The sequence below is a fragment of the Variovorax sp. EBFNA2 genome (assembly GCF_033802765.1).
Lineage (GTDB): Bacteria > Pseudomonadota > Gammaproteobacteria > Burkholderiales > Burkholderiaceae_C > Variovorax > Variovorax paradoxus_H.
On record NZ_CP138496.1, the window covers coordinates 2,405,370 to 2,427,695 of the forward strand.

21 protein-coding genes are annotated in these 22,326 nt (G+C 68.7%); 9 read left to right on the plus strand and 12 right to left on the minus strand.

The features are described 5' to 3' along the window. Positions 1-14: 14 nt before the first annotated feature. The 3 genes from RZE79_RS11215 to RZE79_RS11225 all read left to right on the plus strand — a co-directional run bounded on the left by RZE79_RS11215 (position 15) and on the right by RZE79_RS11225 (position 1,996). Positions 15-1,157: a JmjC domain-containing protein gene (locus RZE79_RS11215; protein ID WP_319360457.1), complete on the plus strand. Its 1,143-nt coding sequence runs from the start codon at positions 15-17 to the stop codon at positions 1,155-1,157. After that, positions 1,147-1,653 (plus strand): hypothetical protein, encoded by a 507-nt coding sequence (locus tag RZE79_RS11220; protein ID WP_319360458.1) that lies wholly within the window; start codon positions 1,147-1,149, stop codon positions 1,651-1,653. Before RZE79_RS11215 ends, RZE79_RS11220 begins: the two co-directional genes overlap by 11 nt. A gap of 94 nt (positions 1,654-1,747) precedes the next feature. After that, the gene (locus RZE79_RS11225; protein ID WP_056583267.1) at positions 1,748-1,996 is read left to right on the plus strand and encodes a hypothetical protein; all 249 of its coding nucleotides are present in this window, start codon (positions 1,748-1,750) and stop codon (positions 1,994-1,996) included. A 79-nt stretch (positions 1,997-2,075) separates the two neighbouring features. Here the strand turns inward: RZE79_RS11225 and RZE79_RS11230 are convergent, their stop codons facing one another. The 8 genes from RZE79_RS11230 to RZE79_RS11265 all read right to left on the minus strand — a co-directional run bounded on the left by RZE79_RS11230 (position 2,076) and on the right by RZE79_RS11265 (position 9,598). After that, entirely contained in the window at positions 2,076-2,855 is a 780-nt protein-coding gene (locus tag RZE79_RS11230; protein WP_319360459.1) for an MBL fold metallo-hydrolase, read from the minus strand. Positions 2,856-2,860: 5 nt separating this feature from the next. Next, on the minus strand, positions 2,861-3,940 hold the full coding sequence (gene bamC / locus RZE79_RS11235; RefSeq protein ID WP_319360460.1) for an outer membrane protein assembly factor BamC: 1,080 nt from the start codon (positions 3,938-3,940) through the stop codon (positions 2,861-2,863). Between the two features lie 154 nt (positions 3,941-4,094). After that, positions 4,095-4,943, minus strand: coding sequence for a 4-hydroxy-tetrahydrodipicolinate synthase (gene dapA / locus RZE79_RS11240; RefSeq protein ID WP_257884969.1), 849 nt, complete (start codon positions 4,941-4,943; stop codon positions 4,095-4,097). A 119-nt stretch (positions 4,944-5,062) separates the two neighbouring features. Then, positions 5,063-5,635: a class I SAM-dependent methyltransferase gene (locus RZE79_RS11245; RefSeq protein WP_319360461.1), complete on the minus strand. Its 573-nt coding sequence runs from the start codon at positions 5,633-5,635 to the stop codon at positions 5,063-5,065. A 43-nt stretch (positions 5,636-5,678) separates the two neighbouring features. Continuing rightward, positions 5,679-5,822, minus strand: a complete 144-nt coding sequence (locus RZE79_RS11250) for a hypothetical protein (protein WP_192196102.1) — start codon at positions 5,820-5,822, stop codon at positions 5,679-5,681. 24 nt (positions 5,823-5,846) lie between these two features. Then, the gene (locus RZE79_RS11255) at positions 5,847-7,076 is read right to left on the minus strand and encodes an MFS transporter (protein WP_319360462.1); all 1,230 of its coding nucleotides are present in this window, start codon (positions 7,074-7,076) and stop codon (positions 5,847-5,849) included. A 136-nt stretch (positions 7,077-7,212) separates the two neighbouring features. Further along, positions 7,213-8,409: an MFS transporter gene (locus RZE79_RS11260; protein ID WP_319360463.1), complete on the minus strand. Its 1,197-nt coding sequence runs from the start codon at positions 8,407-8,409 to the stop codon at positions 7,213-7,215. Continuing rightward, entirely contained in the window at positions 8,402-9,598 is a 1,197-nt protein-coding gene (locus RZE79_RS11265) for a serine hydrolase domain-containing protein (protein WP_319360464.1), read from the minus strand. The genes RZE79_RS11260 and RZE79_RS11265 overlap by 8 nt, the downstream gene beginning before the upstream one ends. A gap of 90 nt (positions 9,599-9,688) precedes the next feature. On the opposite strand from RZE79_RS11265, the gene RZE79_RS11270 reads away from it, so the two are divergent. From RZE79_RS11270 to RZE79_RS11290, 5 genes are all read left to right on the plus strand, one after another. After that, positions 9,689-10,600, plus strand: coding sequence for a LysR family transcriptional regulator (locus RZE79_RS11270; protein WP_153284997.1), 912 nt, complete (start codon positions 9,689-9,691; stop codon positions 10,598-10,600). Between the two features lie 74 nt (positions 10,601-10,674). Further along, the gene (locus RZE79_RS11275; protein ID WP_319360465.1) at positions 10,675-12,663 is read left to right on the plus strand and encodes a DNA topoisomerase IV subunit B; all 1,989 of its coding nucleotides are present in this window, start codon (positions 10,675-10,677) and stop codon (positions 12,661-12,663) included. Between the two features lie 32 nt (positions 12,664-12,695). Continuing rightward, positions 12,696-13,637, plus strand: a complete 942-nt coding sequence (locus tag RZE79_RS11280; RefSeq protein ID WP_319360466.1) for a lytic transglycosylase domain-containing protein — start codon at positions 12,696-12,698, stop codon at positions 13,635-13,637. 90 nt (positions 13,638-13,727) lie between these two features. Next, entirely contained in the window at positions 13,728-16,124 is a 2,397-nt protein-coding gene (parC, locus tag RZE79_RS11285) for a DNA topoisomerase IV subunit A (RefSeq protein WP_319360467.1), read from the plus strand. Continuing rightward, on the plus strand, positions 16,124-16,321 hold the full coding sequence (locus RZE79_RS11290; RefSeq protein ID WP_225617000.1) for a hypothetical protein: 198 nt from the start codon (positions 16,124-16,126) through the stop codon (positions 16,319-16,321). The genes parC and RZE79_RS11290 overlap by 1 nt, the downstream gene beginning before the upstream one ends. Before the next feature lie 30 nt (positions 16,322-16,351). Here RZE79_RS11290 and RZE79_RS11295 read toward each other — a convergent pair whose 3' ends face one another. Then, positions 16,352-17,323, minus strand: a complete 972-nt coding sequence (locus tag RZE79_RS11295) for an ABC transporter substrate-binding protein (protein ID WP_153284993.1) — start codon at positions 17,321-17,323, stop codon at positions 16,352-16,354. A gap of 415 nt (positions 17,324-17,738) precedes the next feature. Beyond that, entirely contained in the window at positions 17,739-18,866 is a 1,128-nt protein-coding gene (locus RZE79_RS11300; RefSeq protein WP_319360468.1) for an MBL fold metallo-hydrolase, read from the minus strand. A 154-nt stretch (positions 18,867-19,020) separates the two neighbouring features. On the opposite strand from RZE79_RS11300, the gene RZE79_RS11305 reads away from it, so the two are divergent. Continuing rightward, positions 19,021-19,551, plus strand: a complete 531-nt coding sequence (locus tag RZE79_RS11305) for a cysteine hydrolase family protein (protein ID WP_319360469.1) — start codon at positions 19,021-19,023, stop codon at positions 19,549-19,551. On the opposite strand, the gene RZE79_RS11310 is transcribed toward RZE79_RS11305, so the two are convergent. Further along, a complete protein-coding gene (locus RZE79_RS11310) occupies positions 19,548-20,285 on the minus strand; it encodes a metallophosphoesterase family protein (RefSeq protein WP_319360470.1) in 738 nt (245 codons plus the stop codon). The two genes, RZE79_RS11305 and RZE79_RS11310, sit on opposite strands and share 4 nt — an antisense overlap. Positions 20,286-20,588: 303 nt before the next feature. Continuing rightward, a complete protein-coding gene (locus tag RZE79_RS11315) occupies positions 20,589-22,295 on the minus strand; it encodes a hypothetical protein (RefSeq protein ID WP_319360471.1) in 1,707 nt (568 codons plus the stop codon). Between the last annotated feature and the right edge of the window lie 31 nt (positions 22,296-22,326).

Genomic DNA, 22,326 nt, shown 5'->3' on the forward strand with positions numbered 1-22,326 from the left:
TGCAGAATTCTCCCATGGAGATCAATCAACCGCTGCCGTTGCTCGGCGGCCTGAGTCCCGCGCAGTTCATGCGCCGGTACTGGCAAAAGAAACCCCTGCTGATCCGGCAGGCCATTCCCTCGATGGTGCCGCCGATCGACCGCCCCGCGCTCTTTGCGCTGGCGGAGCGCGAGGGGGTCGAGTCGCGCCTGATCCGGCATGGGAACGCCGGCTGGTCGCTGAAGCACGGCCCGCTGCCCCGGCGCGCGCTGCCGCCGCTGAAGCAGCCGGGCTGGACGATGCTGGTGCAGGGCGTCGACCTGCACCACGACGGCGTGCACGACCTGCTGCGGCAGTTCCGCTTCCTGCCCGACGCGCGCCTGGACGACCTGATGATCAGCTACGCGAGCGACACGGGCGGGGTCGGCCCGCATTTCGACAGCTACGACGTGTTCCTGCTGCAGGCGCAGGGCCAGCGCCGCTGGTCCATCGGCAAGCAGTCCGACCTGCGGCTGCAGCCCGGTGTGCCGCTCAAGGTGCTCGAGAACTTCGAGCCCGAGCAGACCTTCGTGCTCGAGCCCGGCGACATGCTCTACCTGCCGCCGAAGTACGCCCACGACGGCGTAGCGGTAGGCGACGACTGCATGACGTACTCGATCGGGCTGCGCTCGTCGGCCGTGGGCGAGCTGGGCGCTGACCTGCTGGCGCGCGTCGCGCAGGCCTACTCGGAAGACCTGGAAGACGCAGGTCCTGCCGAGCTCGCACGCTACCGCGACCCGTCGCAACCTGCCGTCGAGGCCCCGGCCGCGATGCCGGCTGCGCTGCAGGACTTCGCGCGCAAGGCCGTCGAGGCCGCGCTGCGCGACCCCGACGCGATCGATCGTGCGTTGGGCGAATCGCTCACCGAGCCGAAGGCCAACGTCTGGTTCGGCGAGGGCGGCCAGGCGCCCGAGGTGCTGCGCGAGGTGGCGCTCGATCGCCGCACGCGCATGCTCTACGACGCGCGGCACATCTACATCAACGGCGAGAGCTTCCGTGCCGGTGGGGCGGACGCCACGCTGATGCGGCGCCTGGCCGACCAGCGCGCGTTGGGCGCGCGCGACCTGGCCCGCGCCAGCGAGGGCGCACGGGCGCTGCTGGGCGATTGGTGCGAGGCGGGCTGGCTGCATGCCGGGTGAAGGCGCCATCCCGGTCCTGATCGAAGGCCGTTTCGACGGCCGGGAGGCCTTCGCCGACCTCGTCCGCAGCGCCTTGTCTGCCGCCGCCCATCAGGGCTGGAACGAGATCGTCTTCAGCGACCCCGACTTCGCCGACTGGCCCCTGGGCGAGCGCGCGAGCATCGAGGCGTTGCAGGCCTGGTCGGCCAGCGGGCGCCGTCTGTTGCTGCTGGCGCGGCGCTTCGACCTGGTCGAGCGCGGCCATGCGCGCTTCGTGACGTGGCGCCGCACCTGGGACCACATCATCGAGTGCCGCGCGGCAGGCCGCACAGGCGCGGCCGAGGAGGTGCCCAGCGCCCTCTGGGCGTCCACCTGGTGCCTGCACCGCATCGACGCCGAACGCAGCCGCGGCGTCTGCAGCAGCGAGGCGCGCGCGCGGCGCGACCTGCGCGAAAGCTTCGACGAGTGCTGGCGCCAGGGCCGGCCGGCCTTTCCCGCCTCCACGCTCGGCTTGTAAGCCAATGCCGCAAATACATCCCCGCGACATATCCGGGCGGGGTTGGCGGTCTAGAATTTTTTCGTTCCAGACCTTCATTGCCAAAGGAGTCCTCATGAAGAAGTCGTCGTCCGTCCTGATTGCCTCGCTGATCGCCGCTGCCGCCCTGGTGGCCTGCGGAAAGAAAGAGGACGCCGCGCCCGCGGTTGTGACCCCGCCGCCCGCTCCCGTGACCGAACCCGCGCCCGCCGCGCCGCCGGCCGCCGCGCCTGCATCGGCACCGTCGGCAGCCGCTTCGTCGGCCCTGGACGCCGCCAACGCCGCGACCGAAGCCGCCAAGAAGGGCGAGGCACCGAAGCAGTAATTCCGCTGCCAGGTCCGCACCATGCAAGAAGCCGCCCTCGGGCGGCTTCTTCATTGGGGGAGGGCGCTGCCCGGCCTTCTCAAACGTCGAGCCAGGGCGAACCTTCTGCGGCGGTCGCCGTGAGCATTTCGGCCTCGTCGCCGCCCAGCGCGTCGGCCATGAGGCGGCGCACGATGTCGGGCCGGTTGTTCTGCTCGCTCAGGTGCGCCGCAACCACGTGGCGCAGTCCGTCGTGCAGCACGGCCCGGGCAATCTCGGCTGCCGCGGTGTTCGACAGGTGGCCGTAGTTGCCGCCCACGCGCTGCTTCAGGAACGCCGGGTAGGCCGAGCCGGCGAGCAGGTCGCTGTCGTGGTTGAACTCGAGCAGCAGCGCGTGCGCGCCGCGCAGCCGTGCCAGCACATGGCTGGTGGCGTGGCCCAGGTCGGTCAGCACGCCCAGCGTGCGGTTGCCGTCGGTGCAGCGCAGCTGCAGCGGCTCGCGGGCGTCGTGGGGCACGGTGAAGGGCTGCAGGCAGAGGTCGCCGACCGTGAACTCGGCGTCGTCGCGCGCCAGGTGCAGGCGGCCTTCGTAGTCGCGGCCACCGGTGGCAAGCCACGTGCCTTCGCTCATCCAGACCGGGATGCGGTCGCGCAGCGACAGCGCATGGGCGCACCCGATGTGGTCGCCATGCTCGTGCGTGATGAAGACGGCGTCGAGGTCTGCTGCGGCAAGGCCCGCCTGGGCCAGCCGCCGGTCGAGCTGGCGAATGCCGAAGCCGCAGTCGACGAGGAGGCGGGTGGTGCGGCCGGCGCTGGTCGTCGATTCGACCAGCGCGGCGTTGCCCGTGCTGCCGCTGCCGAGGCTTCGGAAGCGGAGCATGCGGGTTACTTCAGGTCGTCGGCGATGACCTTGACGATGCGCTGCGCGTTGGCCGAGGTTTCGGGTGCGCCGGCTTCGTTCAGGACCGAAACCGTGGTGGCCTCGCCCTGGCTCTTGACCGAGATGCGGAACTTGATCGGCGCTTCGTCCTTCTTGGAGCCGCTGAACAGCTTGCCGAAGAAACCGTCGTCCTTCTTGTCGGGGTTCGGCGTCACGTAGCGCACGAAGTAGACGCCGGCGCTGCGGTCGCGGTCTTCGACGGTGAAGCCGGTGCGGTCCAGGGCCAGGCCGACGCGGCGCCATGCGCGGTCGAAGCCTTCGTTGATCTGCACGACCGGCTGGTTGCCGATGGTGGCCACGGTCGCGGTCTTGGGCGCTGCGGTGGTCGCGGCGAGGATCTTCGACTGCTCTTGCGACACGCCGAGCTTGACCATCAGGCGGCGCAGGAATTCGGTCTCGAGCTCAGGGTCGCTCGGGCGGGGCTGCCACACGGTCTGGTCCTGGCGGGAGTTGTTGTAGACCTCCTGCATGCCGCGGTGGCTGATGAAGATCTCGGTGCCGTTGGTGCTGCGCTCCAGGCGGGTGCGGAAGCGGTCGAGTTCGCCGGTCGAGTAGACCGAGTCGACCAGCTTGCCCAGCGTGCCGCGGATGATGTCCTGCGGCAGCTTGGCGCGGTTCTCGGCCCAGTCGGTTTCCATGATGCCCAGGTTGCGCTGGTCGGTGGTCAGCAGAAAGCCGCTTTCCTGCCAGAAGTCTTTGACAGGCTCCCAGAGCTGGTCGGGCGTGCGGTTGACGATGATCCAGCGCTGCGTGCCCGAGCGCTCCATGCGCACGTCGCCGATGTTGGCCACGGCGGTGGGAATGCCCGGTGCGTTCGCGACGCCGGCCTGGTAGGCATTGGCGGTGACGGCGCCGCCGGGCACCGCGTAGCGGTTGTCACGCGAGAGCTGGGAGAGATCGGGTGGGACTTCGAGCGTCGGGGCCTTGCCTGCGCTCTTGTAGTCGATCTTGTCGCTCTCGAGGACGGAGCAGGCGGCGAGGCTGGCAACGAGGGCCAGCAGTGCAAGTCGCGAAATATTCTTCAACGTCGTCTTCCTTGGTGGAATGGTTCGGTCAATCGATGGGCCCCAGCGCCCGGCTCTCTCTGAGCACTGTTCCGGCAAAAGGTTGCTTGACCTTGCTGCGAACAGGGGAAAGGGCGGGCGGGAACCGTTTGATCGGTGGGAAACCCGGGCTCGGTCAGTCCTTGAGCAGGCCGGTGGCGCGCAGGGCGCCCTCGACCGCCGGGCGGCTCGCTTCGCCGAGTTCCGTGAGCGGCAGCCGCAGGGCGCCGCCGCACAGACCCAGGCGGGCCATGGCCCACTTGAGCGGGATCGGGTTGGGTTCGACGAACAGGTTGCGGTGCAGCGGCATCAGTTCGAACTGGATCTGCATGGCGCGCTTCACGTCGCCCGCCAGCGCGGCCACGCACAGCTCGTGCATCTTGCGCGGCGCCACGTTGGCCGTGACGCTGATGTTGCCCTGGCCGCCGCACAGCATGAGCGCCACCGCGGTCGGGTCGTCGCCGGAATACACGGCAAAGCTCTTGGGCAGGTCGCGAATGAGCCACTGGGCACGTTCGATGTTGCCGGTGGCTTCCTTGATGCCGATGATGCCGGGCACCTGCGCCAGGCGCAGCACGGTGTCGTGCGCCATATCGGCGACGGTGCGGCCAGGCACGTTGTACAGCACCACGGGCAGGTCGCCGACAGCTTCGGCGATGGCCTTGAAATGCTGGTACTGGCCCTCTTGCGTGGGCTTGTTGTAGTAGGGAACGACCTGGAGTTGCGAATCGGCGCCCACGCCTTTGGCGAACTTGGCGAGCTCGATGGCTTCCTTGGTCGAGTTCGCGCCGCAGCCGGCCATCACGGGCACGCGGCCCCGGGCTTGCTCGACGGAAACGCGGATGATTTCGCAGTGCTCTTCCACATCGACCGTCGGCGATTCGCCGGTGGTGCCGACCACGCCAAGGCAGTCGGTGCCTTCGTCAATGTGCCAGTCGATGAGCCGCCGCAGGGCGGGGTAGTCGACACTGCCGTCGTCGTGCATCGGCGTGACGAGCGCGACGATGCTGCCTGTCAGTTGCTCCAAGGGAATCTCTTTGTCGGTGGACGAAAGCGGCCATTCTACTGACTCCGGCCGGGCCGGAGACAGTTGTGTCGGCGCGCTCAGCTGCCCTTCAGGAAGTGGCGCAGCGGGGCGCCCGCGGCCGCTTCGGCGGGCCGCACGGCGGCAATGCGCTGGACGAAGCGTGCCGGCTCCGGCAGGAAGCCGTCTTCATAGGCGATCACCTGCAGGCTGGCGCAGGCCCCGAGCAGTTCGCCCGACTGCAGCAGGAAATCGGGCCGCGAGGGCTTTCCGACGGTCTCGTTGCCGGCCGCGAAGGTCTCGTACAGCAGCACGCCACCCGGCGCCACGGCGGCCACGATGTCGGCCATGCGCGGGCGCCAGAGGTAGTTCGTGACGATCACCGCGCCGAAGCGCTGGGCCGTGAAGGGCCACGGGCCCGACTCGATGTCGGCCGCCACCACACGCCCGAACACACCGGCCGCTTCGACGGCCTCGGGTGACCGGTCGACGCCGGTCACTGGATGCCCGCGCCCCGCGAACCACTGCATGTGCCGGCCGGACCCGCAGGCCACGTCGAGCACCGCGGTGTTCGGGGCGAGCAGGTGCGACCAGCGCACGATCCATTCGGAGGGCGTTGTGCTCGAGTGCACGGGAATTGCTACATCTTTCATAGCTGCTTCCGCCCGATGGACGGGCGCTTCAAGGCCAAATCGTTCAGAAACAGGACCACACCTGGTCGACCAGTGTGACCAGGAACGCCGGATGCACGTACAGCGCGAACACGCCGCCCAGCGCCGCCAGCACGGCGGCGAGCCAGGCGGCCTGGGCCAGGTAGTGGTTGCGTGTGCGGGGCGTCATCGCGGTTCTCCTCAAGAGGGGCGGTCAGCCCGCCACGGCAGCCGGCCGGACGCCGCGCGCAATGGCGCTTTCCTTCACCGGCAGGTTGATCAGCGCCGCGAACACGCCCAGCGCGATCGAGATGTACCAGACGATGTTGTAGCTGCCCGTCGTGTCGTACAGGAAGCCGCCGAGCCACACGCCCAGGAACGAACCCACCTGGTGGCTCAGGAAGACGAAGCCGCTGAGCATCGACAGGTGCGCCACGCCGAAGATGCCCGCGACGATGGCGTTGGTGGCCGGTACGGTCGACAGCCACAGGAAGCCCATCGCCGCCGAGAAGACGTACACGCTGAGCGGCGAGATCGGCACCAGCAGGAACAGGGCGATCGAGACCGCCCGCGCCAGGTAGATGGCCGCCAGAATCTTCGGCTTGGACAGCTTCTGCCCCAGCAGGCCGACCGTGTAGGTGCCGAACACGTTGAACAGGCCGATCAGCGCCAGCGCGTAGCCCGCCACGTCGGCCGACAGGCTCTGGTCGCGCAGGTAGGTCGGCATGTGGATGCCGATGAAGGCCAGCTGGAAGCCGCACACAAAGTAGCCCGCCATCAGCAGCCCGAAGCTCGGGTAACGGAAAGCCTCGCCCACGGCCTGCAGCACCGACTGGTCGCGGTGGCCGGCCAGCGCTGCGGTCTTGGGCTCGCGCAGGCCGAAGGCCAGCGGGACGATCACGAGCACCACCACCGCCAGCACCGCCAGCGCGGTCTGCCAGCCGAAGGCGCCGATCAGGCGGCCTTCGATGGGCGCCATGAGGAACTGTCCGAACGAGCCGGCCGCAGCGGCCACGCCCATGGCCCAGGAGCGCCGCTCGGCCGGAATCTGCCGGCCGATCACGCCGTAGATCACGGCGTAGGTCGAGCCCGCCTGCGCGGCGCCGATCAGCACGCCCGCGCTCAGGGTGAACAGCAGCGGCGTCGGCGAATGCGCCATGCCGAACAGGCCCAGTGCATAGAAGATCGCGCCGCCGATCAGCACGCGGAACGCGCCGAAGCGGTCGGCCAGCATGCCGGCGAACACGCCGAAGATGCCCCACGACAGGTTCTGCACCGCGAGCGCGAACGAGAAGGTCTGTCGGCTCCAGTCCTGCGCCTGTGTGATGGGCTGCAGCCAGAGGCCGAAGCCGTGGCGGATGCCCATCGAGAGCGTGACGATCATGGCGCCGCAGAACAGCACCTGTTTGATCGAAAGGGTGGGAGCGGGGGAGACGGCTTGCATCCTTCGAATGTAGCGAAGTGCATGCTGCGGCAGGTGGCGCGGCGGCCAAAGCCATTGATGATTTGTGGGCGCGGTTTCGATGCGTGGATCGCATCAAAGAAAGAAGGCAGGTGCGCGGCCTGCCTTTCAGTGCTCGTCAGCGCGCCGGCGCCGCCGCCGCGTCGCGCACGCCCGGAAAGCCGTGCTCGCAGGCCCGCCACGCCAGCACCAGCCCCGGCGCCAGCAATGCAAGCAGCGCCCAGGGCAGGCTGCCCGCACCCCCGCCCTGCAGCAGCAGGCCGCCCGCCAGCCCGCCGCCCGCGATGGCGAGGTTCCAGGTCGTCACCACCATCGACTGCGCCACGTCTGCCGCATCGCCGGCCGCCTGGGCCGAGGCGGTCTGGAACAGCGTCGCCGCGCCGCCGAAGGCCAGGCCCCAGACCGCGACCGCAAGGTACACGCCCACCGCCGATCCGCCCGCCGCGACGAGCATCAGCGCCGCCAGCGCGAAGGCCACCGTGCCGGTCAGCACCAGCACGCGCAGCCAGCGGTCGATCAGCACGCCCGTGAGCCAGATGCCGCCCAGCGAGGCCACGCCGAAGACCAGCAGCACCCGACCGACCTGTGCGCCGAGCCCGGCGTGCGCCAGGAAAGGCGCGATGTAGGTGTAGAGGATGTTGTGCGCGAGCACGAAGGCGAACATCACGGCCAGCACCGGCCGCACGCCCGGCAGCAGGAACACGCGGCGCACGCTTTGCCGGCGCCCGGCGTCCTGGCCCGGGAAGTCCGGCACCTGCCAGCGCACCCAGCCGAGCAGCAGCACCGAGAGCGCCGACATGACCAGGAAGGCCGCCCGCCAGCCCACGCTCGCGCCCAGCAGCGTGCCTGCCGGAATGCCCAGCGACAACGCCAGCGGCACGCCCAGCATCGCGACCGCGATGGCCCGGCCCTGCTGCGACGGCGCCACCATGCGCGCGGCGTGCCCGGCCAAGAGCGCCCACAGCAGCCCCGCGAACACACCGGCGAAGAAGCGCGCGACCAGCGTCAGCGTGTAGTCGTGCGACAGCGCCGTCACCGTGTTGACCACCGCAAAGCCGCCGATCGCGCCCATCAACAGCGGCCGTCGCCGCCAGCCGCGCGTGAAGGCCACCAGCGGAATGGCCGCCACCAGCGAGCCCAGCGCGTACACAGTGACGAGCTGGCCGACCAGCGCGGGCGCAACGCCCAGGTCGGCGCCGATCTGCGGCAGCAACCCGGCCGGCATTGCCTCGGTGAGGATGGTGATGAAGCCGCCGGCAGCCAGCGCCAGCAGGCCGGAGAGGGGCAGCGGTGAAGAGGAGGTCGTGTCACGCATAGACGGCGTCCCTCAGTTCGGTGACGAAGCGGCCCGACATGCCTTCGTAGAGCGTGTTCGTGAAGGCCACCACGCTGAGCCCGCGCGCCCGGTCAACAAACCAGGCGTGGCCGTAGGCGCCGCCCCAGCGCCAGGTGCCCGGCGATTCGGGCGTCTGCGTGGGCTGCGGGTCGTGCAGCACCGAGAAGCCCAGGCCGAAGCCCCAGCCCGGCGCATCCGCCGGTCCCTGGTCGCCCGTGTGGTTGCGGCCCATCGCGTCGACGGTGGCGGCGTGTAGCAGCGGGGCGCCCCCGGTGCGCAGCGTTTCGAGCAGACGCAGGAAGTCGCCCGCGCTGCCGACCATGCCGGCGCCGCCCGAGGGCCAGGCGCTGGCATCGAAGGCGCGTGCCGGGTCGAAGCGGATGCCGACCGCGCCCTCGAACGGCGTGGCGACGACGGGGCCGTCCATGCGCTGCGGCGGCGTGGTGTCGGGGCTGTTCACGTAGGGCGTGGCCAACCGCGGGTCGCCGGGTGCGACGGCGAAGCCCGTGTCGTGCATCTGCAGCGGCACGGTCACCAGCGTGCGCACCGCCTCGGGCAGCGGCAGGCCGCTGGCGGCCTCGACCACCGCGCCGACCACGTCGATGGCCAGCGAATAGAGCCAGCCTGTGCCCGGCGGGTACAGCAACGGCACGCGGGCCAGGCGCTGCAGGTTGCCGGCCAGCGTGAGGCCGTCGTCGCGGTCCATGCCGTCGGACACGCCGGCGCGCGCGTACGGGCCGTCCTCCGAGCTTTCGAAGAAGCGATAGCCCAGGCCGGCCGTGTGGGTCAGCAACTGGCGCAGCGTGATGACGGCTTCATCCGCGCTATCAGGCAGGCGAGGGCGGAAGTCCGGCAGCCAGCGCGTCACCGGGTCGTCCAGGCCCAGGCGGCCCTGGTCCACGAGCACCATCGCGGCGGTCGAGACGATCGGCTTGGACACCGAGGCCAGCCGGAACAGCGCGTCTTCGTGCATCGGCCGACCGGCCTCGCGGTCGGACAGCCCGGCGGCGCGCCGGTGGGCGAGGCGCCCGTTGTGGCGCACCAGCACCACGGCGCCGACCAGCCGCTGCTCGGCGAGCGCTCGGTCGATGGCGGCGTCGATGCGCGACGGGTCCGGGCCCGGCCAGGCCGGGGCAAAAGTGGGGGAAATGTCGGGGAGGAAGGTCATGCGGCCAACGATAGGAAGAAGCCGACTTCGGATAAAGACGGCTACAGTTCCGATCAATGCGGACATTGAAGTCCGCAATGGAGATTCCCCATGGACAGCCTCAGCGGCTTCGCCGTCTTCGTTCAGGTCGCCGAAACCCGCAGCTTCGTGGCGGCCGGGCGCGCGCTCGGCGTGTCGGCCTCGGCCGTGGGCAAGCGCGTGGCACGGCTCGAGGAGCGGCTGGGCGTGCGCCTGTTCCACCGCAGCACGCGCAGCATCACGCTCACTGCCGAGGGCGCGCTGTTCCTGGCGCGCAGCCGCCGCGTGCTGGCCGAGATCGAGGCCGCCGAGCAGGAGCTGTCGCAGGCCGCCGAGGCGCCGCGCGGGCGGCTGCGCGTGAGCCTGCCGCTGGTCAGTTCGCTGGTGCTGCCCGTGTTGGCCGACTTCATGGCCGCGTACCCGGCGATCGAGCTCGACCTCGACTTCAGCGACCGCCTCGTCGACGTCATCGAGGAAGGCTTCGACGCCGTGGTGCGCACCGGCGAGCCGGCGGATTCACGGCTCTCGTCGCGCCAGCTCGGCGAGTTCTCGCAGCTGCTCGTGGCCTCGCCCGGCTACCTGGCGCGCCACGGCACGCCCGCCTCGCCGGACGACCTGGCCCGGCACGCCTGCCTGCACTACCGCTACCCGGCGACCGGCAAGGTGGAGGTCTGGCCGCTGGCGCCCGGGCCCGACGGCAGCGAGGTGCGCCCGCCGGTCTCGATGATCTGCAACAACATCGAGACCCGCCTGTGCTTTGCGCTGCGCGGGCGCGGCATCGCCTGCCTGCCCGAATTCAGCGTGCGCGCTGCCTTGGCCGAGGGCACGCTGCAGCCCGTGCTGACCGAGCACCTGCGCCAGCCCCGTACCATCGCGTTCCGCGTGCTGTGGCCGTCGGGGCGCCATCCGTCGCCCAAGCTGCGGGCGTTCATCGACTTCCTGGGCGCGCGGATGTTCGGCCCGCCCGTGGAAATCAGCGCCTGATGTGCGAAAAGACCGAAGCCGGTGCCTGTATGGGTATCCAGTCATTTCAACCCAACTGACTACAATCCGCCCCCATGGCGACTTCCCCCAAGACATCTTCAGACTCCGCTTCCGGCTATTCGGAAGGCTCCATCCGCGTGCTCAAGGGCCTCGAGCCCGTGAAGCAGCGCCCGGGCATGTACACCCGGACCGACAACCCCCTGCACATCATCCAGGAAGTGCTCGACAACGCCGCCGACGAGGCGCTGGCGGGCTACGGCAAGAAGATCAAGGTCACGCTGCACACCGACGGCTCGGTCAGCATCGAGGACGACGGCCGCGGCATTCCCTTCGGCATGCACCCCGAAGAAAAAGCGCCCGTGGTCGAGCTGGTGTTTACCCGGCTGCACGCCGGCGGCAAGTTCGACAAGGGCTCGGGCGGCGCCTACAGCTTCTCGGGCGGCCTGCACGGCGTGGGCGTGTCGGTGACCAATGCGTTGTCCAAACGCCTCGAAGTGACCTCGCACCGCGAAGGCTCGGCCGCCAAGCTGGCCTTCAGCGCCGGCGACGTGATCGAGGCGCTCAACATCCGCAAGCTCGAAGCGGGCGAGCGCAAGCAGGGCACCACCGTGCGTGCCTGGCCCGACGCCAAGTACTTCGAGACCGCCGCGCTGCCCATGGGCGAACTCACCCACCTGCTGCGCAGCAAGGCCGTGCTGATGCCCGGCGTGAGCGTCACGCTGACGGTCGAGAAGACCGGCGAAAGCCAGCAGTGGCTCTACAAGGGCGGCCTGAGCGACTACCTCATGCAGACGCTCAACGGCGACCCGGTCATTCCGCTGTTCGAAGGCAGCGGCCATGCCGACAAGAACGCCGACAACTTCGCCGAAGGCGAGGGCGCCGACTGGTGCGTGGCCTTCACCGAAGACGGCCAGCCGGTGCGCGAGAGCTACGTCAACCTGATTCCCACCAGCGCCGGCGGCACGCACGAAAGCGGCCTGCGCGACGGCCTGTTCACCGCGGTGAAGAGCTTCATCGAGCTGCACTCGCTGCTGCCCAAGGGCGTGAAGCTCCTGCCCGAAGACGTGTTCGCGCGCGCCTCGTACGTGCTCAGCGCCAAGGTGCTCGACCCGCAGTTCCAGGGCCAGATCAAGGAACGGCTCAACTCGCGCGACGCCGTGCGCCTGGTGTCCAGCTTCGTGCGTCCCACGCTCGAGCTGTGGCTCAACCAGCACGTCGACTACGGCAAGAAGCTGGCCGAGCTGGCCATCAAGGCCGCGCAGACCCGCCAGCGCGCCGGCCAGAAGGTCGAGAAGCGCAAGGGTTCCGGCGTGGCCGTGCTGCCCGGCAAGCTGACCGACTGCGAGAGCAAGGACATCAGCCACAACGAAGTGTTCCTGGTCGAGGGCGACTCCGCCGGCGGCAGCGCCAAGATGGGTCGCGACAAGGAAAGCCAGGCCATCCTGCCGCTGCGCGGCAAAGTGCTCAACACCTGGGAAGTCGAGCGCGACCGGCTGTTCGCCAACACCGAAATCCACGATATCTCGGTGGCCGTGGGCGTCGATCCGCACGGCCCCACCGACACGCCCGACATGAGCGGCCTGCGCTACGGCAAGATCTGCATCCTGTCGGATGCCGACGTGGACGGCTCGCACATCCAGGTGCTGCTGCTCACGCTGTTCTTCCGGCACTTTCCCAAGCTCATCGAAGCCGGCCACGTCTATGTAGCAAAGCCGCCATTGTTCCGGGTCGATGCGCCCGCGCGCGGCAAGAAGCCGGCCTCCAAGGTCTATGCGCTCGACGAAGGCGAACTCACCGCCACGCTCGACAAACTGCGCAAGGACGGCGTGCGCGAAGGCGCCTGGAGCATCAGCCGCTTCAAGGGCCTGGGCGAAATGAACGCGGAACAATTGTGGGAAACCACGCTCAATCCGGACACCCGCCGCCTGATGAAGGTCCAATTGGGCCGGTTCGACTTTTCGTCCACCCAGGGCGAGATCACCAAGCTGATGGGCAAGGGCGAAGCGGCGGCGCGGCGCGAGCTCATGGAATTGCGCGCAGACGACGTCGACATCGACGTCTGAGCTTTCCCTTTTCTTTCCTTCTTCTCACACGCATGTCGGTTTTCAAGCGTTCGCTGTGGTTGGCCCTTCTGCTGTGCATGCAGCAGGGGCTCGCGCACGCCGCCGACATCTACGGCTACATCGACAGCAACGGCGTGGCCCACTTCGCGGCCGAGAAGGTTGACGAGCGCTACAAGATCTTCTTCCACGGCGGCCAGAGTTTCGACACGGCCAAAGGCATTTCGCCGCTGGGCCGCAACAGCATCAACCGCCGGCTCGACGGCAGGGTGTCGCCGGCGTCGCAGAACCTGCTCGCCATGTTCGAGGCCTCGCCCGGCTACAAGACCGCCAAGTCGGCGCTGCGCGATGCGTCGAGCAAGCACGCCATCGACTACGAGCTGCTGCAGGCGCTGGTCGCCACCGAATCGGGCTTCGATGCAAGAGCCGTCTCGCCCAAGGGTGCGATGGGGCTCATGCAGCTCATGCCCGCCACCGCGCAGCGCTATGGCGTGGCGACGGACAAGCGCGGCACCATCGAGAAAAAGCTGTTCGACCCGCACATCAACATCGCCGCCGGTTCGCGCTACCTGCGCGACCTGATCGCGATGTTCCCGGGCCAGATCGAACTCGCCCTGGCCGCCTACAACGCGGGCGAGGGCGCGGTGCAGCGCGCGGGCAACAAGATCCCGAACTACAAGGAAACGCAGAACTACGTGCAGACCGTGCTGCAGCTGTACGCGTACCTCAAGCCCTCGGCCGTGACCGTGGGCGGCAACCTGCGCAGCGGCACGGGCAGCAGCAGCGGTGGCGGCAAGACGCCGGGACGCATCCGCATGGAGATGTCGGTGCCCAAGGGCGGCGCGATCGGCCGCGGCAACATGCCGTCCGAGTCGCCGCGCAACGTGCCGACCATGCCCGAGGTTCCCGACCTGTCCGAGGTGCCGACCGGCGCGGCGGAGCCGGGCGATGCGCCGCCGCCGTCTCCGTTGTCGTGACGCCGAAGACCGCGATGCACCCCTCTTTCACTTCGGGCTGAGCGCACCACGCACGCAGCCCCACGCAACTGTTTTCTTTCTCTCTTCTTCATGGACGACTCTCAACCCCCGCTCGACCTTGCAGGCCCCACCGACGGCGACACCACCCTCACGCTGGCCGACTACGCGCAGACCGCCTATCTCGAATACGCCCTGAGCGTGGTCAAGGGCCGCGCGCTGCCCGATGTGTCCGACGGCCAGAAGCCGGTGCAGCGGCGCATCCTGTACTCGATGTCGCGCATGGGCCTGGGCTTCGGCGGCACCAACGGCACCGTGGGCGCCAAGCCCGTGAAGAGCGCGCGCGTCGTCGGCGACGTGCTCGGCCGCTTCCACCCGCACAGCGACCAGGCCGCGTACGACGCGCTGGTGCGCATGGCGCAAGACTTTTCGCAGCGCTATCCGCTGGTCGACGGCCAGGGCAACTTCGGCAGCCGCGACGGCGACGGCGCCGCGGCCATGCGCTACACCGAAGCGCGCCTGGCGCGCATCACCAGCCTGCTGCTCGACGAGATCGACGAAGGCACGGTCGACTTCATTCCCAACTACGACGGCAGCACCGAAGAGCCGCGCCTGCTGCCCGCGCGGCTGCCGTTCACGCTGCTCAATGGCGCGAGCGGCATTGCCGTGGGCCTGGCCACCGAAATCCCGAGCCACAACCTGCGTGAAATTGCCGACGCCTGCGTGGCGCTGATCAAGTCCAACGGCAAGCTCAGCGAAGAAGAACTGCTGGCGATCGTGCCCGGCCCCGACTACCCGGGCGGCGCGCAGATCATCAGCGGCGCCAGCGACATCGCCGATGCGTACCGCACCGGCCGCGGCTCGCTCAAGGTGCGCGCGCGCTGGACGATCGAAGACCTCGCGCGCGGCCAGTGGCAGCTCGTGGTCAACGAACTGCCGCCTGGCGTCAGCACGCAGAAGGTGCTCGAAGAGATCGAGGAAATCACCAACCCGAAGGTCAAGGCCGGCAAGAAGGCGCTGAGCGCCGACCAGACCCAGCTGAAGGCCGCCATGCTGTCGATGCTCGACGTGGTGCGCGACGAGTCGAGCAAGGACGCCGCCGTGCGCCTCGTGTTCGAGCCCAAGACCTCGCGCATCAGCCAGGACGAGTTCGCGACCACGCTGCTGGCGCAGACCTCGCTCGAAACCTCGTCGTCGATCAACCTCACGATGGTCGGCATCGACGGCAAGCCGACGCAGAAGTCGCTGCGCCAGATGCTCAACGAGTGGATCGCCTTCCGCGAGATCACCGTCGAGAAGCGCTCGCGCCATCGCCTGGGCAAGGTGCTGGACCGCATCCACATCCTCGAAGGTCGGCAGCTCGTGCTGCTGAACATCGACGAAGTCATTGCCATCATCCGCGCCGCGGAAGACCCGAAGGCGGCGCTCATTGCGCGCTTCAACCTCAGCGACCGGCAGGCCGAGGACATTCTTGAAATCCGGCTGCGTCAGCTTGCGCGGCTCGAAGCCATCAAGATCGAACAGGAGCTTGCCGGCCTGCGCGACGAGCAGAAGAAACTCGAAGACATCCTTTCCAGCCCGGCCACGCTGCGCCGCCTGCTGATCAAGGAAATCGAGGCCGACGCCAAGACCTTCGAAGACCCGCGCCGCACGCTCATCCAGGCCGAGAAGCGCGCCGTGGCCGAGGTGAAGGTGGTCGACGAGCCCGTCACCGTGATCGTGTCGCAGAAGGGCTGGGTGCGCGCGCAGAAGGGCTGGGCCAGCGAGAAAGCTGCAGGCAACGGCGGCACCGCGCCCGAGTACAGCTTCAAGTCGGGCGACACGCTCTACGGTGCCTTCGAATGCCGCAGCGTCGACACGCTGCTGGTCTTCGGCAGCGCCAAGGACAAGAGCGTGCGCGTCTACACCGTGCCCGTGGCTTCGCTGCCCGGTGCGCGCGGCGACGGCCAGCCCGTCACCACGCTCATCGATCTCGATGCCGGCACGCACGTCACGCACTTCTTCGCGGGCCCGGTGGGCGCCTGCGTGCTGCTGGCCAACACGGGCGGCTACGGCTTCATGGCCACCGTCGAGAACATGATGTCGCGCCAGCGCGGCGGCAAGGCCTTCATCGACGTGGGCGAGGGCGAGCAGCTGTGCCGTCCGTCGCTGGTGGGTGGCGCGAGCGGCGCCGAGCCGATGCCGGCCGCCACGCACGTGGCCTGCGCCTCGAGCGGCAAGCGCATCCTGACCTTCGACATCACCGAGCTCAAGAGCCTGCCCAAGGGCGGTCGCGGCCTGACGCTGATCGACCTGGAGGCCAAGGACACGCTGGCCGGTGCGGTGGCCTACACGCGCAGCGTGCGCATCGAAGGCGTCGCCCGCGGCGGCAAGGAGCGCGAAGAAACGCTCGAGATCCGATCGCTCAACAACGCGATGGGGACCCGCGGACGCAAGGGCAAGGTGGCAGACCTCGGGTTCACGCCGGCGAGCGTGCTGCGGGTGCTCTGATGTTGGGCGGCATCGACATCAGCATCCTCGGCGTGATCCTCGCCGTGGTCACCGGCTTCGGCAGCTACATCCTGGGGCGCCGCATGCGCGAGAAGCGGCAGGGCAAGCGGCGCGCGAAAGACCGCGCCATTGCGCAGGCCAACGAGACGCGCCAGGTGCGGCGCGCGCGTGAGCGGCGCGAGCAGGAAGGCAAGTAAGTCGATCGGTCAGCAAGCCCGCCGGCTTGCTTACCAGCCGTCGTAGCCGCCGACGTTCTCGCGCGTCACGAGCTTCGAGGGCAACAGCAGCACGCGCTGCGGCGGTGTCTGGCCCGACAGGAGCTTCAACCCGATTTCGGCCGCCCGCTGGCCCATCAACGCAGGCGACTGCGTCGCGCTGCCGGCGATCAATGTGGCCGGGTCTTGCAGGCGTTGCACCACTTCCGGCGAACCGTCCATCGCGGTGATGACGATGTCGCGGCGCCCCGCGACCTGGGCCGCCAGTTCCGCGCCGATGCCGCACAGGTCGTTGATCGCGAACACGCCCGACAGCTTCGGATGGCGCGCGAGCAGCTGGGTCATCTGTTCGACGCCGCCGTCCTTGGTGGCACCGCCGTTCAATGCCATCGGCACGACACGCACACCGGGCGCTGCGCCCAGCGCCTCGCGGCAGCCGCTCACACGGCCGACCGCAGCCGTGTTCGGCGGGCCGTCGATGATCGCCACTTCGCCTTTGCCACCGAGCGTGCGCACCAGATGTTCACAGGCCAGCTTGCCCGCCGCACGGCTGTCGGTCACCACGGCCGCGTCGGCGCCCTGCACGAGCGCATCGACAGCGACGACCTTGATGCCGGCCGCCCGCGCTTCCGCGACGCGGGCGTGCAGGCTGGTCGAATCGACGGGCGTCACGATCACGAGTTGCACGCGCTGGCGGATCATTTCCTTGAGTTGCTCGTCCTGGCGCTGCGGATCGAACCCGCTGGACACGACGGTGATGTGCGCGGCGCGCTGCTCGCCCTCGTTCAGGGTCGTCTCGACCGCGCGGGCGATGTAGGCGAAGAAGGGGTTGCGTAGGTCGCTCACGAGAACGCCTACACGTGGGCCTTTGCCTTGCGGGTTGCCGTGCGTCGCGAGCGCGTTGCCGGCGAGGCCCATGCCGAGAACGACGGCCAGCAGCCAGGTGCGCGGGCGCCGTTTCGTGAGCGGGGAGGCAAGCGGCATCGTCGAGAGGGAGCAGTGAGCGGGATTCGATGATGACAGGTTCGATGCGTCCTGACACCCCTCGCGCAGGTGGTCCGCGGGTCGCTACCGGCATCCGTGGTGGTTCATGCCGCAAAGCATGCGCCGTGGTGCGCGCGCACCCTTCGAAAGTGCTCGAACCAATGTCCAGGCGCCTCCGAAGGGTGGTTGCTTCTACCGCGGTGACGGGGCCTCACTTCGCACCGGTTCCTGTTGTCGTCGTGCTCCCTGTGGCTGCTGCCTTGCAGACGATCTGGCTTCGCCGCCGGCGCCTTCCTTCGAGGGAGTCGTCGCGGCGGTGAAGCGATTGAACCGATGGCCAGTTAACCGTCCGTAAACCTTTTAAAAGTGGCGAGAAACAATCGAAATATTCACTGGCGCGTGGAGGATGGCGCGCTCACTTCAGCCCGGCCCACCAACGCACGTTGGTGCGCGCCTGCCCCACCGTCAGCACTTCGCCGATCACCGGCGTGGCCAGTTCGATCTTCTTGGCCTGTGCCAGGTCGGCGATGCGGTCCAGCGGGTCGTGCCAGGTGTGGAAGGCCAGGTCGAAGGTGCTGTTGTGCACCGAATAGAGCACCTTGCCGCGCAGGTCTTCGAAGGCCTTCACGCTCTGCTCGGGCGTCATGTGCACGCCGGGCCAGTAGGCGTCGTAGGCGCCGTTTTCCATCAGCGCCAGATCGAAGCCGCCGAAGCGTTCGCCGATCTGCTTGAAGCCCGGAAAGTAGCCCGAGTCGCCGCTGTAGAAGATGCGCTGATCGCCGCTTTGCACCACCCACGAGGCCCACAGCGTGCGGTCGCGGTCGGTCAGCGTGACCGCACGGCCCGAGAAATGCTGCGCCGGCGTGGCCGTGAGCTTCACGCCCGCATGCTCGCCGCCCTGCCACCAGTCGAGCTCGGTCACGCGCTCGGCGGGCACGCCCATCTCGATGAGCCGGGCGCGTATGCCCAGCGGCACGAAGTAGCGCTGCACGCGCGTGGCGAGGTATTCGATGGTGGCGACGTCGAGGTGGTCGTAGTGGTCGTGCGAAAGAATCACGGCCTCGATCGGCGGCAGCTGCTCCAGCTGGATCGGCGGCTTGTGAAAGCGCTTCGGCCCAACCCACGTGAAGGGCGAGACGCGCTCGCTGAACACGGGGTCGATGAGCCAGTACTTGCCCTTGAGCTTCAGCAGGTGCGACGAGTGGCCCAGGCGTACGACATGGTTGGCGTCGGCCGCGAGCGCTTCGAGCGCCTGGGGCGTCAGCGCGCGCACCGGAATCGGGTCGACCGGCACGGTGTCGACCTTGCTGCCGACGATGAAGCGCGACCAGATGCGCCACGTGCTGGCCGTGGGCAGCAGCTCGGGGTTGGGCATGTTCTGGAACACGCCGCCCTTGAATTGCGGCGAGTTGTCGTAGCGGGTTTCACCGCCGCCGGCGCTGCTGCAGCCTGCGACGAAGGCACAGCCGGCCGTGGCAAGTACCGCGCCGCGGCGCAGCAGTCGGGGGAGATAAGCGCCTTGCGAACCCGAGTCGTCAGCCATGAGAAAGCCTTCTTGATGTGTGTTGATCTTGAGGCGCGAGACTAGCGGGAGTCGGCCTTTCAATGGTTTCAGCGACAGAAACATTCGGCGCGCGGGGGCAATCCGCGGGCCGGCGGCATACTCCGGCAATCCACGCCCACCGCCCTTCATCGCCATGAAAACTGCCATCCTCGTCATCGACATGCAGCGCGGCCTTTGCGACGATCCGCCCCGGCCGTACGAATCCGAAGTGGTCATCGGGCGCATCAACGCGCTCACGGCACGCGCACGCGCGGCCGGCGTGCCGGTGGCCTTCATCCAGCACGAGAACGCCATCGACCTGGAATTCGATTCTGAACGCTGGCAGCTGGCCGACGCCTTGCAGGTGACGCCGGCCGACGCGCGCCTGCGCAAGACCACGCCCGATTCGTTTCTGCGCACGCCGCTAGACGCCTGGCTGTCGGGGCAGGGCGTGCGGCGCGTGGTGGTCTGCGGCTATTCGTCGGAGTTTTGCGTGGACACCACCGTGCGCCGCGCCGCCGCGCTGGGCTACGAGGTGGTGCTGGCGGCCGACGCCCACACCTCGCACGACAAGCCGCATGCCAAAGGTGCCTTCATCCGCGCGCACCACAACGCAACGCTGTCGGACATCACGAGCTTCGGCGTACCGATCCGCGCGATCGACAGCGCGCAGATCGCTCTTTAGGACATGCGCCCGGTCGCCAGGGCATGGGCCCAGTCGGGCCGCCCGTGCTTCAGCGCCAGCGCCGACATGGCCGTGTGGTCGTAGGGCACTGAAACCAGCCGGGCGGTCCAGCCACCCTCGCGCTGCTCGGCGATGGCATAGCGCGCATTCGGCGAACCCGTTTCGACCGCATGCGGATGCGGATGGATGTCGGCATACGCGGGCAGGCCGACGCTGCCCGGGTTGACGATCAATTGCCCGCTGGACGCGTGCACTGCGCGCGGCACATGCGTGTGGCCGCACGCGATCAGTTCGGCCTCGACGTGACCGAGGCGCGCATCGATTTCCGGCAGCGTGGCCGCGCGAAAGTTCGCAGGCTCCACGGTCTCCAGGAAGTACTCGAGATCGCTGGCGGGCGTGCCATGGCAGAGCACAACCTCAGGGCTGAAGCGAAGGTGGGGCACCAGCGATGCCATCCATTCGAATTCCTTCGCACCGAGCCGCGCATGCGCGAACGCGTCGGACGGGCCGCGCCCCCCGGCAGGCAAGGAGAGAAGCTGGCGTTCATGGTTTCCGGCCAGCTGGACCCAGTCCTGCGCCATCAGGAACTGCGCGGTCTCCAGCGGCATCAACGGGCCGGAGAGGCTGTCGCCCAGATTGACGATGGCGTCCGCGCCGCGGCGGGCAATGTCCTCGACCACGGCTTCGAGCGCGGGGAGATTTCCGTGGATGTCGGAGACGATGGCAATGCGCATGGTGGCCTTTGGTAGGGGCGGTGATCTTAGTTTGGGGGCGGCCTTCAGGGCATGTGCACAGGCCACCGGGTACTTCCCTCCGCGAATGTCCCCCGGCCTGCGGCCTCCTCCTTGATTTCGCTGCGGGAAGCACCCAGTGTCCTGCGCACACCGAGCGCGGTCGTGGTGCCGGTCGATCAACAGCCGCACTGAACAACGCTCACGTCGATGGGGTGCCTTGCGCAGCGAAATCAGGGAGGAGGGGCGAAGCCCCGGGGGACATTCGCGGAGCAAGGTACCGCGTCGGCGGGAGCGTCGCCCTGATCAGTCCGCCCCCGCCCGCCACACCCGCCCAAGCGCCGCCAGCTTGCCCCGCAAACTCAGCTTGTCGTTCGACAACGCATCGATGAAGTCCGACAGCCGTTGCGACTTCACCATCGTGTAGATCGTGAGCCAGGTGGTGAAGGTGAACACCACGCCGAACCAGATCGCCTTGCGCCACAGCGGCGCCTCGGCTTCGGCCAGCAGGTTCATGCCGAGGAAGCCGGTGGTGACGGTGCCGATGAGGCCGAACAGCGTGACCACCGTGAGCCGCACGACGGTGCTGGCTTGCCGGCGCAGGCTGTCGGCGTCGAGGTAGGTGTTCATGTCGGCGATGCGCGCTTTCACCTCGTCGTACAGCGGGTCGAGCCGCAGGTGCGTGGCGCACATGTGCGAGAGCGCGCGCACCTGCGCCTGCTCCGAGATTTCGTGGAACCAGTAGCGGTGCGTGAAGCGCAGAAAGCGCTCGAAGCTCGCGCGGATGGCTCGCTTGAACTGCTTCACGCTCGGCGTGTTGCGGATGTCGAGTTTGTTGAGCGCCTCGACCAGCTGGTCCGAGAACATCAGCAGCGAGGCCTTCTGGAAATGCGCGATGAGGAACAGCAAAAAGTGCTGGTGCCTGAACTGCGCGAGCACGCCGCGGTCGCGGCAGCAGAAGAATTCGGAGCGCGCGTCGCCCACCACGATGAGCGCATGGCCGTTGCACAGGTAGCGCGTGTTGGGCGCCGCTCCCGCGTTCACCCAGAAGCGGTCGTAGCAGTAGGTGTGCTCGAAGTCGGCCAGATGCTGCTCGGCATAGGGAAGGTGGGCATCGGCGCCGCCCGCGCCCGTGACGAGCGCGAGCCGCACGAAGTCGTCGCGCGTGAGGCGGCGTGGATCGTCGAGCGACAGGTAGGCCATCACCGGCATGCGGTAGTACTCGATCTGTCGGTAGCGCAGCACGCCGGGGTCGTCCGAATGGTCGCTCACCAGCGGCTGCATCAGGTAGGCCCAGTGGGCGGCGATGCGTGGGGCGCGGTGCTGGGCCACGTGCGAGAGGAAGGCATCGCGCTGCTGCGCGTCGGAGGCGGCGAGCACGCGGCCGTCGGTGCCGAGCCACTCGACGCTGGCCATGCAGTGCAGGGCGGCGCCGTCGGCCTCCCAGCCCGAAGGGTAGGCGCGGCCGAAGCGGTAGAGGATGTCCTGCGCCTGCGCGAGGCTCAGGTGGTCGGTGCCGACCTCGAGGTTGAGCAGCACCACGTCGATGTCGAAGAAGAAGTACAGGTCGCAGTGAATCACGTCGAGCGTGACGGGCGCCTCGCCGGGCCGCGCCACCAGCCGCACGGAGGCGATGTCGCGGCGGCGGAAGATGCGCATGGGCGAGTCGCCGTCGCTGCCCGTGCCGTCATTGCTGCTGCTGCGCGATCGGCCTTCGCCGTACAGGAAGCGCTGCACGTAAGGCAGGAAGCTCACGAACTCGTTGTAGTGGCGCTCGTGGAAGCGGCCGCTGTCGCCGGTGTATTCGTCCACCTCTTCGCGCCAGGGCGAGGCCTCGCCCATGTCGCGCAGCACGTGCCAAGGGCCGTGGTGCGAGGGCGCCGCGCCGGGCGCCGGCACGAGGCGCAAGGGCCAGAGCAGCGCCTGCCGGAAATGCTGCACGACGGGCCTGTCAGCCGGGGTGCTTGCCGGGGGAGAGGTGGGTTCCACGGGGTCCGCATGGGGGTTCGGCATCGCGCCAGTGTAGGCAGGCGGGTGGGGCAAA